Origin of the sequence: Inquilinus limosus DSM 16000 (genome assembly GCF_000423185.1) — a bacterium.
In the GTDB taxonomy this organism is placed as follows: Bacteria; Pseudomonadota; Alphaproteobacteria; order DSM-16000; family Inquilinaceae; genus Inquilinus; species Inquilinus limosus.
On the sequence record NZ_AUHM01000002.1, the window covers coordinates 304,764 to 317,168 of the forward strand.

The following is a 12,405-nucleotide window of genomic DNA, read 5'->3' on the forward strand; positions in this document are numbered from 1 at the left end:
GGGTGGCGGTCGGTCGGGGCGGGGCTCAGCCGAAGCGGCCGGTGATGTAGCCCTGGGTCCGCTCGTCCCGCGGATTGGTGAAGATCTCTTCGGTGTGCCCGACCTCGACCAGGTCGCCGAGATGGAAGAAGGCGGTGCGCTGGCTGACGCGCGCCGCCTGCTGCATGTTGTGGGTGACGATCGCGATCGTGTATTCCCGCCGCAGCTCGTCGATCAGCTCCTCGATATGCGCGGTCGCGATCGGGTCCAGGGCCGAGCAGGGCTCGTCCATCAGGATCACCTCCGGGCTGCAGGCGATGGCCCGGGCGATGCACAGGCGCTGCTGCTGGCCGCCGGACAGGCCGGTGCCCGGCTCGTTCAGCCGGTCGCGGACCTCCTTCCACAGCCCGGCGCCGATCAGGCTCTTCTCGACGATCGCCTCCAGCTCGTCGCGGCGGCTGGCGAAGCCGTGGATCCGCGGGCCGTAGGCGACGTTGTCGAAGATCGACTTCGGGAACGGGTTCGGCTTCTGGAACACCATGCCGACCCGGGCGCGCAGCTGCACCACGTCCAGCCGCTTGTCGTAGATGTCCTCGCTGTCGAGGGTGATGGTGCCCTCGACCCGGGCACCCTCGATGGTGTCGTTCATGCGGTTGAGGCAGCGCAGGAAAGTCGACTTGCCGCAGCCCGAGGGGCCGATCAGGGCCAGCACCTCGTTCTCCAGCAGGTCGACGTCGATGCCGTGCAGGGCTTCCTTCTCGCCGTAGAAGACCTTGACGCCGCGCGCCACCATCTTCGAGGGCCTCTCGGCCGCGGCCGCCGGGTTGGCGGCATGCGGAACGATCGTCTGGATCACGGTCATGGGGCTCACCACCGGCGTTCGAATTTGCGGCGCAGCCAGACGGCGGCGCTGTTCATGATGATCAGGAAGACCAGCAGGACGATGATGCCGGCCGAGGTCCGTTCAACGAAGCCGCGCTCCGCCGCGCCGGACCACATGTAGATCTGCACCGGCAGGGCCGTGGCCGGGTCCACCGGCGTGGCCGGGTAGCCGACCACGAAGGCGACCATGCCGATCATCAGCAGCGGCGCGGTCTCGCCCAGCGCATGGGCCAGGCCGAGGATCGTGCCGGTCAGGATGCCGGGCGCCGCGAGCGGCAGGGTGTGGTGGAACATCGCCTGCATGCGCGAGGCGCCGAGGCCGAGCGCCGCCTGCTTGATCGAGGGCGGCACCGCCCGGATCGAGGCGCGGGTGCTGATGATGATGGTCGGCAGGGTCAGGAGCGTCAGCACCAGGCCGCCGACCAGCGGCGCCGACCGCGGCAGGCCGAAGAAGTTGATGAACACCGCGAGGCCCAGCAGGCCGAACACGATGGACGGGACCGCGGCCAGGTTGTTGATGTTGACCTCGATCAGGTCGGTCCAGCGGTTCCTCTTGGCGAATTCCTCGAGATAGACCGCCGCCAGCACGCCGATCGGCAGCGCCAGCAGCAGCACGATCAGCATCATGTAGGCCGAGCCGACGATGGCGACGCCGATGCCGGCCAGCTCCGGATTGCTCGAGGCGCCGGAGGTGAACAGCGCCCAGTTGAACCGGCGCTCCAGCGCGCCGGAGGCGGCGAGCTGATCGACCCAGGCGGTCTGCTGATCGTCCAGCCGGCGCTGCTCCTGCGGCAGGTCGCGGGAGATCTGCCCCTTGATCAGGGCGTCGACATCGCCATGCGCCGGGACCCAGACGGTGCGGGTGGTGCCGATGATCGACGGGTCGGCCAGCACCATGTCGCGCAGCTCGATCGGGGCGCCGCGGCTGAGCAGGGCGTTCGACTTCCGGCGCTCGGCCGCGCTGCCGACGGTGATCTGCTTGCGCAGGGCGTCGCGCGCGATCTGGTCGTAGTCGGCGGTCATCAGCGCAGTCGGATCGCGCTGGCCGGACGGATCGATCACCTCCGGATCGAAGGTCGCCTCCAGCCGGATCATCGACTGCGTGAAGGCGGTGTAGCCCTGGCTGATGATCGAGACGAACAGGACCACCAGGAAGCAGATCGCCACCGCGATCGCGGCGATGCCGTAGAAGCGGAAGCGTGCCTCCGCCGCGTGCCGGCGCTTCAGCTTCGCCGTGAAGCCGGCCTGCTTGGTGACGTGGGTCACCGAACGGGGCTGGGCGCCGTTCATCAGATCGGCCTCACTCATAGTGTTCCCGATATTTGCGCACGATGTGCAGGGCGACGATGTTGAGGCACAGCGTGACCACGAAGAGGGTAAGCCCCAGCGCGAAGGCGACAAGCGCCTGCGGGCTGTTGAAGGCCAGGTCGCCGGTCAGCTGCTTGACGATCTTGACCGTGACCGTGGTCACGGATTCGAAGGGGTTCAGCGTCAGGTTGGCGGCCAGGCCCGCCGCCATGACCACGATCATGGTCTCGCCGATGGCGCGGCTGACCGCCAGCAGGACGGCGCCGACGATCCCGGGCAGGGCCGCCGGCAGCACCACCTGGCGGATGGTCTCCGACTTCGTCGCGCCGAGGCCGTAGGACCCGTCGCGCAGGCGCTGCGGCACCGCGTTGATGATGTCGTCGGACAGCGAGGAGACGAAGGGGATGATCATGATCCCCATCACCAGACCGGCGTTGAGCGCGCTGGTGGCCGAGACATCGAGCCCGATCGCGGCGCCGGCGTCGCGCAGGAACGGGCCGACCGTGGTCAGGGCGAAGAAGCCGTAGACCACCGTCGGGATGCCGGCCAGGATCTCCAGCACCGGCTTGATCCAGGCGCGGATGCGACGGTCGGCGTATTCCGACAGGTAGATCGCGGCCAGCAGGCCGATCGGCACCGCCACTGCCATGGCGATGGCGGAGATGAAGATGGTGCCCCACAGCACCGGGATCAGCCCGAAGCGGCCGCCGCCGCCCTCGCTGCCGGCCCCGGCGAAGCCCGGGTCCCAGACCAGGCCGAAGAAGAAGTCCTGCGGCGGCACCATGGTGAAGAAGTGCAGCGCCTCGAACAGCATCGACAGCACGATGCCGATCGTGGTGACGATGGCGATGCCCGAGCAGACGACGAGGAGGCCGAGCGTGGCGGCCTCGACCCGGTTGCGGGCCCGGAAATCCTTGGAGACCCGGCTGACCGCGAAGAACAGGCCGATCGCGGCGAGGACCAGGACGGCGGAGATCATGAACGTCCGCCCGGTCGACTGCAGCCGGACCATCTCGTCCGCCGCGGCGCGCATATAGGGCTCGGCGTCGCCGGCGGCACCGCCGGCCGCCAGGTTCTCGATCGTGCCCTTGATCAGGCCGAGCTGGTCGGCCGGCAGGTTGCGCACGCTGTCGGGCAGCGTGCCGTCGACGATCGCGGAGATGATGACGGGCTGAAAGATCAGCCAGAGCGCGAGCAGGATCAGGGCCGGCAGCCCGGCCCACAAAGCGACATAGGCGCCGTAGGCGCTCGGCCGGGAATGCAGTTCGCCGGGGCGGCCGCCGGCCACCGCCACCGAGCGGCGAAGCCCGATCTGATAGCCGGCCGCCATCAGGATCAGGATGACGGCGAAGATCACGGGCAGGGACATGTCTGTCTCGCGCCTGAGAGGACTGGCGGGGCCGCAGGATGCGGCCCCGCCGGGACGATCACATGCTCAGCGTGGTGCCGGCGTTGGCGGCGTTGCGCTGATCCTTCAGCTCATTCTCCGGCATCGGGATCAGGCCCTTCTCGACCAGGGCGCCCTCGTCGCCGACCATCTGGTCGCTGAGGAAGAAGGTGACGTACTCCTTCAGGCCCGGGATCGCGCCGAGATGGGCCTTCTTGACGTAGAAGAACAGCGGCCGCGACACCGGATACTCGCCCGAGGCGATGGTCTCGGCGGTCGGGGTGACGCCGTTGACGGTCGCGACCTTCACCTTGTCCTTGTTCTCTTCATAGAAGCTCAGGCCGAACACGCCGACCGCGTTCTGGGTGCTCTGGATCCGCGCCAGGGTCTCGGTGTAGTCGCCGGCGATGTCGACCGCCAGGCCGTCCTTGCGGACCTTGGTGCAGACGGCCTTCTGCTCGTCCTTGCCCAGCGCCTTGACAGCCGCCTCCTGCTCGCAGCCGCCGGTCAGCACCTTCTCGACGAAGACTTCGCGGGTGCCGTGGTTCTCGGCCGGGATGAAGGTCTGGATCGCCTGGTCCGGCAGGCTCGGGTCGATCTGCTTCCAGGTCTTGTACGGGTTGTCGACGACCTTGCCGTCGACCACCACCTGGGCGGCGATCGCCTTCCACAGCTGGTTGGTGGTCAGGGCGAAGGTCGGGCCGTTGACGATCGAGGCGAAGACGATGCCGTCGTAGCCGATCTTGACCTGGATGATGTCCTTGACGCCGTTCTTGGCGCAGGTCTCGAACTCGGTCTTGTTGATCGCGCGCGAGGCGTTGGCGATGTCGATGGTGTTCTCGCCCACGCCCGAGCAGAACGACTTCAGGCCGCCGCCGGTGCCGCCCGATTCCACGATCGGCGCCTTGAACTTGCCGGAGAAGGCCTGGCCGAAGGACTCGGCCACGACATTGGCGAAGGGCAGGACGGTCGAGGAGCCGGCGACCTGGATCTGGTCGCGCGCCTGGGCCGCGCCGGCGGTGGCCGCCAGGGCGAGGACGGCCAGGGCGAGGGTCTTCTTCATGGGAAAGCCTTTCCACGCAGATTGGCAGAAACCGCAAGGCGGGGGCCTGCGATCGAACAGCGTCAGCCGTTTCGGAAGCAGGCTATAGACGCCGCCACCGACGCTTTTAAGACAGTTCAGTTACAGTTTTATGAAGCCCCCGCCCGCCCGACCGGCCGCCCGGCGCGGCGGGAAGCTGGACGGAGAAGACGCTGCCGCGGCCGACCTCGCTGTCGATCTCCAGCCGGCCGCGATGGCGGCTGACGATGTGCTTGACGATGGCGAGGCCGAGCCCGGTGCCGCCGACGGCGCGGCTGCGCGCCGGGTCGACCCGGTAGAACCGCTCGGTCAGGCGCGGCAGGTGCTCCCTCGCGATGCCATCGCCCTGGTCGCTGACGCTGACGACGAGACCCGCGCGCTGCCCTTCCACCGATGTCCGGGCGGAGATGCCGACGACGCCCCCCTGCCGGCCGTAGTTGATCGCGTTCGACACCAGGTTCTGGAACACCTGATAGAGCTGGTCCGAATCCCCGATCACCTCGGGCAGGTCGGGCGCCAGGTCGAGCTCGAGCCGCTGCGCCTTGCGCTGGGCCTTGAGCTCGAGCGCGTCGGCCACCGACTGCAGCAGCGGGCCGACCGCGACCCGGCCGGTCGGCGGCACGTGCTCGTCCAGCTCGATCCGCGACAGCGACAGCAGGTCGTTGACCAGCCGCGACATCCGCTCGGCCTGCTGCTGCATGATGCCGAGGAAGCGCTCGCGCGCCGCCGCGTCGTCCCGCGCCGGCCCGCGCAGCGTCTCGATGAAGCCCATCAGGCTGGACAGCGGCGTGCGCAGCTCGTGGCTGGCATTGGCCACGAAGTCGGCGCGCATCTGCTCGACCCGCTTGGAGGCGGTGAGGTCGTAGAAGGTGACCAGCAGCGCCGGCTCGGGCCCGGTCTCCCGCTCCCCGGGGTCGCCGCGCCGCTCGAAGCGCTGGATCCGCACCTCGAACTCACGCTCGATCGGCACCGGCAGGTTCAGCGGCACGGTCTGCATCGGGCCGCCGGCGAGGACGGCGTCGACCGCGGCGATGACCTCGGGATGGCGGATCGCATCGGCCAGGTCACGGTCGAGCAGGCGGTCACCGAACAGCCGCTGGGCGGCGCCGTTGGCGCGCAGCACGCTGCGGTCGCCGGCCAGCACCAGGATCGGGTCCTCCTGCGCCTCCAGGATCTCGGACGCGGTCTGCAGCTCGACCGCCAGGGTGCGCTCGCGCCCGCGGGCGTGGCGCTGCAGCCGCTGCAGATGCAGGAACAGGATCTGGCCGAGCTCGGTGGAAGGCCGCGGCGGCCGGTCCGGGGCCTCGGCCGTCGAGGCCTCGATATGGCGGCGCAGCAGGTCGAGATCGCGCAGCAGGCGCCAAGCGAAGACGCCGGCGATGCCGAACAGCGCCAGCATCCCGGCCGCCGCCAGCCAGACGCCGGTGCCGTCGGCCTGGGCCGCCAGAAGCACGAGCGCAAGCGCCAGGGCGGCGATCACCGCGATGCCGAGCAGATGACGATAGATCGGACCGGCCATGCACACGCGCCTCGAGCAGCGAGCCTTACAATACCGCAGTTTCGCGGAAGGACGGCGACGCTACCCGCGCTCGGTGACAGTTTCGTGTCGTCCGCTGCGGCAAGGCGCGATACGGATCAGCCCGGCGCGGACATTCCCGCGCCGATGCCGACATAGGGGCCGCGGGCCGGCCTCTCCGAGCGTTCGCAGGCGGCGGCGCCGACCGCCACCGCCAGCAGCGCCGCGACCAGGCCCAGCCGCCGCATCATTCGCCCTTGGCCACGCCGACCAGGGCCGGGCGCAGCAGCCGCCCGTGCAGCACATAGCCGGCCTGGACCACCTGGACCACCGTGCCCGCCGGCTTGCCGGTGCCCGGCAGCTCGAACATGGCCTGGTGGAAGTTCGGGTCGAAGGCTTCGTCGACCGGCTCGATCCGGGTCACGCCGTGGCGCTCGAAGGCGGCCAGCAGCTGGCGCTCGGTGGCGGCGACGCCGTCGACCAGGGTCTTCAGCGCCGGATCCGTCTCCACCGCCTCGGCCGGCACGGCGTCGATGGCGCGGCGCAGATTGTCGGCGGCGTCGAGCAGCGACTTGGCGAAGCCGGAGATGGCGTATTTCGCCGTGTCCTCGCGCTCGCGCTCCGACCGGCGGCGGATGTTCTCGGTCTCCGCCAGGGCGCGCAGCGCTTGGTCCTTCAGCTTGGCGTTCTCGGCCTCGAGCGCGGCGATGCGCTCCACCGCCCCGGCCAGCGCCGCATCGCCGCCGGGATCGGAGGCGGTCATGGCATCCGCGCCCTCGGCCGCGGTCTCGGTTTCGGCGACACCCTCGACCTCGGGCCCGGCGGCCCCGGTCTCCGGCTCCGTCGCGTCGGGGCGGGGCTCGGCGGACATCGTCTTGTTGTGCATCATGCTACCTGGTTCGTGGTCTCGTGGGTCCGGAGCAGACGGCCTATCATCTTCGCGGTGTAGTCCACCATCGGGATGATGCGGGCATAGTTCAGCCGGGTCGGCCCGATCACGCCGATGGCGCCGACCACGCGCTGGTCGCCGCCCTTGTAGGGGGCGATGATCATCGAGCAGCCGGTGTGGCTGAACAGCTGGTTCTCCGCGCCGATGAAGATCTGCACGCCCTCCGCGGCGTTGGCCGCGTCGAGCATCTTCAGCATCGCCTCCTTGGTCTCCAGCGCCTGGAACAGGCCGCGGATGCGCTCCAGATCCTCCAGCGCGGTGACGTCGCTGAGGAGGCGGGACTGGCCCTTGACGATCAGCGTGCCGCCGCCGCCGTCGCTCCAGGTGGCGAGGCCGGCCTGGATCACCTTGGCGGCGAGGCTGTCGAGCTGGCTCTTCTGCGCCTCGATCTCGGCCAGCACCCCGGCCCGGGCTTCGCCGATGGTGCGGCCGATGATGCGGGCGTTGAGATAGTTGGTGACATGGATGAAGGTCGAGGCCGGCAGGCCGAGCGGCACCTCGACCACGCGGTTCTCGACCATGCCGTCCTCGGTCACCAGCACGACCAGGGCGCGGCCCGGCGCCAGGTTGACGAATTCGATGTGCTTCAGCGGCCGGTCGGTCTTCGGCGCCAGGACCAGCCCGGCGCAGGCGGACAGGCCTGACAGGGCGGAGGTCGCCTCCTCCAGCATCTCGGCGACGCCGCGCCCGGCCTGGGCGCACAGCGCCTCGATCGAGGCGCGCTCGTTCTCGCCGACATCGCCCAGCTGCATCAGCCCGTGCACGAACAGGCGCAGCCCCGCATCGGTCGGCAGCCGCCCGGCCGAGGTGTGCGGCGCGTAGAGCAGCCCGGCCTCCTCGAGATCCGCCATCACGTTGCGGATCGTCGCCGGCGACAGCGACATGCCGAGCCGGCGCGACAGGGTGCGGCTGCCCACCGGTTCGCCGGACTGGACATAGGCGTCGACGATCTGGCGGAAGATCTCCCGCGACCGCTCGTCGAGGTCCCGGAACGCCTGGCCGCCGGGCCGGATGGTGAAATCGCTCAAGACTGTCATGGCCGTCGCCACGCTATGTAAGCACCGATCCAACCGAATCAACGTCTCCCGGGCTTTACGGACCGGGGCCGCGAGGATAGCGTGCGCGACCCTCGCCGAGAACAGAAAGCGACCCCATGCGACCGTCCGGACGCGCCTTCGACGCCCTGCGCGCCATCCGCCTCGAGACCGACGTCAACAAATACGCCGAAGGCTCGTGCCTGGCGAAGTTCGGCGACACCCATGTGCTGTGCACCGCCTCGGTCGAGGACCGGGTGCCGTCCTGGCTGAAGGGCGGCGGCAAGGGCTGGGTGACGGCGGAATACGGCATGCTGCCGCGCGCCACCGACCAGCGCACCGACCGCGAGGCCGCCCGCGGCAAGCAGAGCGGCCGGACCCAGGAGATCCAGCGCCTGATCGGCCGGTCGCTGCGCGCGGTCACCGACCTGAAGGCGCTGGGCGAGATCCAGATCAAGGTCGATTGCGACGTGCTGCAGGCCGATGGCGGCACCCGCACCGCCGCGATCACCGGCGGCTATGTCGCGCTGGTGCTGGCGCTGCGCCATCTGGTGCAGATCCGCAAGCTGAAGGCGCTGCCGCTGACCGACAGCGTCGCCGCCATCTCCTGCGGCCTCTATCAGGGCCAGGCGGTGCTGGACCTCGACTATGCCGAGGACTCGACCGCCCAGGCCGACGCCAACTTCGTCATCACCGGCAAGGGCGGGCTGGTCGAGGTGCAGGCGACGGCGGAGCAGACCCCCTTCGCCCGGGCCGAGTTCGAGGCGCTGCTGGCGCTGGCCGAGAAGGGCACGGCCGAGCTGGCGGCGATCCAGAAGGCGGCGCTGGGCGAGGGCTGACGCTGGCCGCTCGATAGCGTTCATGCCGTTCCAAAATCGTCATGGCGAGGCGCGCAGCGCCGTGGCCATCCAGGAGGGCGGTGCCGCTGGATGGCCACGCCCCTTCGGGGCTCGCCATGACGATAAGGAATGAGAGTTCCGATCAGCGCAAACCGGACTGATGCGGCGGCCCGGCCCTTGAGCCGCGGCCGGGGCCGTGAAATCCTGCGGCCTCACCACGCGGGAGAGGGGTGATGCTCGGCCTGCTGGCGCTGTTCGCCGCCGTCCTGATACCGGGCCTGCCGCAGATCGGCGACGGCGCGGCGACGGCCTTCCAGACCTTCGCCACCCTGCCCTACGCCGAGAAGCTGATCGACTACGCCCCCGAAGGCGGCGGCCCGGTCCTGTACCGGCTGCCCGGCAATGTCTGCTTCCTGCGCCTGGCGCGGCAGGCCGGCCAGACCGAGTGGATCCGGCGCGGCGACCAGGGCCGGATCGAGATCATCGTCTCCGCCCCCGGCCTGGCCCGGGGCGGCGGGCGCTTCGAGCCCGAGGGCACGGCCGAGCTGCAGCTGGACGGCCGCCCCGTCGCGGTCCCGGTCGCCTCACCCGGCCTGCCGACCTGGCGCTTCACGCTGGAGGACACGCCGGCGCTGCACGAGGCGCTCGACGCCGAGGAGGCGACTCTGCGCTTCACCGCGGTCCGCGGCGGCCGGCCGGTTCCGGACGAGACGCTGAGCATCGACGCCGCCGGCCTGGTCGAGGGCCTGGGCGGGCTCGATTCCTGCGCCATCGGCGCCGAGCTGCCGGGCGTGGTCGGGCCGTAGCCCTTCCGGTATCACCCGACGCGCCGGTGCGGCGCTTCGATGGCGCGGATACCTGGACCTATCTGGACTGAGTGGCCGCCTCGAAACTCTACTGCGACGGCCATGTGACGCGGTTTTCTGCGCTTCCGGCGCTCACGGACCTTCATGTCCGCTGCGCTCCGGTTCTCGAAAACCACGCCAGCTGACTCGTCGCAGCGAGTTTCAAGACGGCCTCTGAGCGCCGGCGCCGCGGGCGGCCGCCGCGGCCTCGACCCGATGCTTCAGCCCGGGGCGCAGGCCGAGGGCGAAGGCGGTCTCGGCCATCAGGAACATCGGGCCGATCAGGAGCTGGAACAGGTTCGACAGGAAGGCCGGCCGCCTGCCCTCATAGGCGTGGCCGACCAGCTGCAGCGCCCAGCCGCCGACGAACAGCGCGCCGGCGACGATCCATGTAGCCCGGGCCGAGCCGCCGTCGACCACGGCATGGGCGACGATCAGCCCCGGGATCACCACCGCCGCCATCGCCAGGCCGAGCCCGAGATCGAGCGCGATCCACAGCAGCCAGACCAGCAGGGCGACGAGCTCGGCCAGCGTCACCGGCCAGCCGGCGACGACGCCGAGCGGGACGGTCGCCAGCGCGATCAGCACCGCCAGGATGATCGCCGGAATGCCGAAGAAATGGGTCAGCCGGTTGCGCCCGTCGCGATGGAAGCTGATGTACATCGCCATCTGGCGATCGAACAGATCCGAGGCCATGCGCGATCCTCCCCGCCAGGAGAATAAACCCAGGGCGGGATTCACGCGAGACGCGAGTGCTGGCGGATGGGCCGGAGCCGCCCCTCACCCGAAATCGCCGACGCGATTTCGACCTCTCCCCGAGGAGAGGTGAAACGCCCCTGTCCTCGGGGAGAGGGAGGAGCCCGACGCCGAAGGCGGCGGGAGGGTGAGGGGGTGCGGACGGTGCCGTCAGGCAGTCCGGAGGCCCGGCTCAATCCTGCAGCGCCAGAAGCAGGCTGGAGGTGTCGACCCGGCCGCCGGCCTTGGCCTGGACCGCGGCGTAGAACTGGTCGACCAGCGCCGTCACCGGCAGCCGGGCGCCGTTGTGCTTGGCCTCCTGCAAGCAGATGCCGAGGTCCTTGCGCATCCAGTCGATGGCGAAGCCGAAATCGAACTTGCCCTGCAGCATGGTGCGGCCGCGATTCTCCATCTGCCAGCTCTGCGCCGCGCCCTTGGAGATGACGTCGAGCACCAGGTTGCCGTCCAGCCCCGCCTTCTGGGCGAAGTTCAGCCCCTCGGCCAGGGCCTGGACCAGACCGGCGATGCAGATCTGGTTGACCATCTTGGTCAGCTGGCCGGCGCCCGCCGGGCCCATCAGGGTGCAGGCGCGGGCATAGCTGTCGATCACCGGCCTGGCGATGGCGAAGACTTCCTCGCGCCCGCCGCACATCACCGTCAGCACGCCGTTCTCGGCCCCCGCCTGGCCGCCCGAGACCGGCGCGTCGAGGAAGCCGAAGCCGAGCCTGTCGGCCTCCGCCTCCAGCTCGCGGGCGACATCGGCCGAGGCGGTGGTGTGGTCGACCAGGATGGCGCTGCCGGACATGCCGGCGAAGGCGCCGTCCGGCCCCTTGGCCACGGCGCGGACGTCGTCGTCGTTGCCGACGCACATGAACACGATCGCGGCGTCCTTCGCCGCCTCGGCCGGGGTCGCGGCCCATCGGCCGCCATGGCGCTCGGCCCAGGCCTCGGCCTTCGCCGCGGTGCGGTTGAACACGGTGACCTCGTGCCCCGCCTTGACCAGATGCCCCGCCATCGGCGCGCCCATCACGCCCATGCCCAGGAATGCGACCTTCATCGTCCTCGCCCCTCACCGCCATGCGTTGGAGGCGACACAGTGCACCAACCGCCGCCTTTGATTCCAGCCTCCGGCGCGCGTATCTGATGCCCATCATGACGATGCAAACCCCCGCCGCCCGCCGCTTCGCCGGCGACCACCTGGTCATCGCCAGCCACAACAAGGGCAAGATCCCCGAGATCGCCGCCCTGCTGGAAGGCCGCGTGCCGCGCCTGACCTCGGCCGCCGAGCACGGCGTGCCGGAGCCGGAGGAGACCGGCGACAGCTTCATCGCCAATGCCGAGCTGAAGGCCCGCTTCGTCGCCGCCGCCACCGGCCTGCCGGCGCTGGCCGACGACAGCGGCGTTTCCGTCTCCGGCCTGGGCGGCGCGCCCGGCATCTATTCCGCCCGCTGGGCCGAGAAGCCGGACGGCAGCGGCCGCGACTTCGCCTATGCGATGGAGCAGGTGCGGCTGAAGCTGGGCGACAATCCGGACCGCAGCGCCCGCTTCGTCTGCGCCCTGTCGCTGTGCTGGCCGGACGGCCATTGCGAGACGGTGGAGGGCGAGATCCGTGGCCAACTGGTCTGGCCCGCGCGGGGAAGCAAGGGCTTCGGCTACGACCCGATCTTCGTCCCGGACGGCCACGACCGCACCTTCGGCGAGATGGAGTCGGAGGAGAAGCACGCCATGAGCCACCGCGCCGACGCCTTCCGCAAGCTGGTGGCCCGGTGTTTTGAGGGGTGATGAACAGCACAGCATCTCACCCCCCGATCCATTTGAGTCCCCCCTCCCCTCTCGCGAGGGAGGGGGGA

13 protein-coding genes are annotated in these 12,405 nt (G+C 70.2%); 3 read left to right on the plus strand and 10 right to left on the minus strand.

The genetic code is table 11. From position 1 onward, the window contains the following. Nucleotides 1-25: 25 nt before the first annotated feature. From pstB to hrcA, 8 genes are all read right to left on the minus strand, one after another. A complete protein-coding gene (gene pstB, locus G537_RS0105350; protein WP_026869222.1) occupies nt 26-841 on the minus strand; it encodes a phosphate ABC transporter ATP-binding protein PstB in 816 nt (271 codons plus the stop codon). A 5-nt stretch (nt 842-846) separates the two neighbouring features. Next, entirely contained in the window at nt 847-2,169 is a 1,323-nt protein-coding gene (gene pstA, locus G537_RS0105355; protein ID WP_081688599.1) for a phosphate ABC transporter permease PstA, read from the minus strand. Continuing rightward, a complete protein-coding gene (gene pstC / locus G537_RS0105360) occupies nt 2,162-3,538 on the minus strand; it encodes a phosphate ABC transporter permease subunit PstC (RefSeq protein ID WP_026869224.1) in 1,377 nt (458 codons plus the stop codon). Before pstC ends, pstA begins: the two co-directional genes overlap by 8 nt. Before the next feature lie 58 nt (nt 3,539-3,596). After that, entirely contained in the window at nt 3,597-4,619 is a 1,023-nt protein-coding gene (locus G537_RS0105365) for a substrate-binding domain-containing protein (protein ID WP_026869225.1), read from the minus strand. Between the two features lie 106 nt (nt 4,620-4,725). Further along, nucleotides 4,726-6,156 carry an ATP-binding protein gene (locus G537_RS36585; protein ID WP_051247931.1) on the minus strand — a complete coding sequence of 477 codons (1,431 nt, stop codon included), beginning with the start codon at nt 6,154-6,156 and terminating at the stop codon, nt 4,726-4,728. A gap of 116 nt (nt 6,157-6,272) precedes the next feature. Then, the gene (locus G537_RS45375) at nt 6,273-6,404 is read right to left on the minus strand and encodes a hypothetical protein (RefSeq protein WP_281171440.1); all 132 of its coding nucleotides are present in this window, start codon (nt 6,402-6,404) and stop codon (nt 6,273-6,275) included. After that, entirely contained in the window at nt 6,401-7,042 is a 642-nt protein-coding gene (grpE, locus tag G537_RS36590; RefSeq protein ID WP_245578933.1) for a nucleotide exchange factor GrpE, read from the minus strand. The genes G537_RS45375 and grpE overlap by 4 nt, the downstream gene beginning before the upstream one ends. Beyond that, a complete protein-coding gene (hrcA, locus tag G537_RS0105385) occupies nt 7,039-8,139 on the minus strand; it encodes a heat-inducible transcriptional repressor HrcA (RefSeq protein ID WP_051248083.1) in 1,101 nt (366 codons plus the stop codon). The genes grpE and hrcA overlap by 4 nt, the downstream gene beginning before the upstream one ends. Before the next feature lie 116 nt (nt 8,140-8,255). Here hrcA and rph point away from each other — a divergent pair, with 116 nt between their 5' ends. Beyond that, nucleotides 8,256-8,975 (plus strand): ribonuclease PH, encoded by a 720-nt coding sequence (rph, locus tag G537_RS0105390; RefSeq protein WP_026869227.1) that lies wholly within the window; start codon nt 8,256-8,258, stop codon nt 8,973-8,975. Nucleotides 8,976-9,208: 233 nt separating this feature from the next. Beyond that, entirely contained in the window at nt 9,209-9,781 is a 573-nt protein-coding gene (locus G537_RS0105395; RefSeq protein ID WP_026869228.1) for a hypothetical protein, read from the plus strand. Nucleotides 9,782-9,982: 201 nt separating this feature from the next. Here the strand turns inward: G537_RS0105395 and G537_RS0105400 are convergent, their stop codons facing one another. Further along, the gene (locus tag G537_RS0105400; protein WP_026869229.1) at nt 9,983-10,516 is read right to left on the minus strand and encodes an Mpo1 family 2-hydroxy fatty acid dioxygenase; all 534 of its coding nucleotides are present in this window, start codon (nt 10,514-10,516) and stop codon (nt 9,983-9,985) included. A gap of 232 nt (nt 10,517-10,748) precedes the next feature. Beyond that, nucleotides 10,749-11,612: an NAD(P)-dependent oxidoreductase gene (locus G537_RS0105405; protein WP_026869230.1), complete on the minus strand. Its 864-nt coding sequence runs from the start codon at nt 11,610-11,612 to the stop codon at nt 10,749-10,751. 95 nt (nt 11,613-11,707) lie between these two features. Here G537_RS0105405 and rdgB point away from each other — a divergent pair, with 95 nt between their 5' ends. Then, complete coding sequence (rdgB, locus tag G537_RS0105410; protein ID WP_026869231.1) at nt 11,708-12,337, plus strand: RdgB/HAM1 family non-canonical purine NTP pyrophosphatase; 630 nt, start codon at nt 11,708-11,710, stop codon at nt 12,335-12,337. The last annotated feature ends 68 nt before the right edge of the window (nt 12,338-12,405 follow it).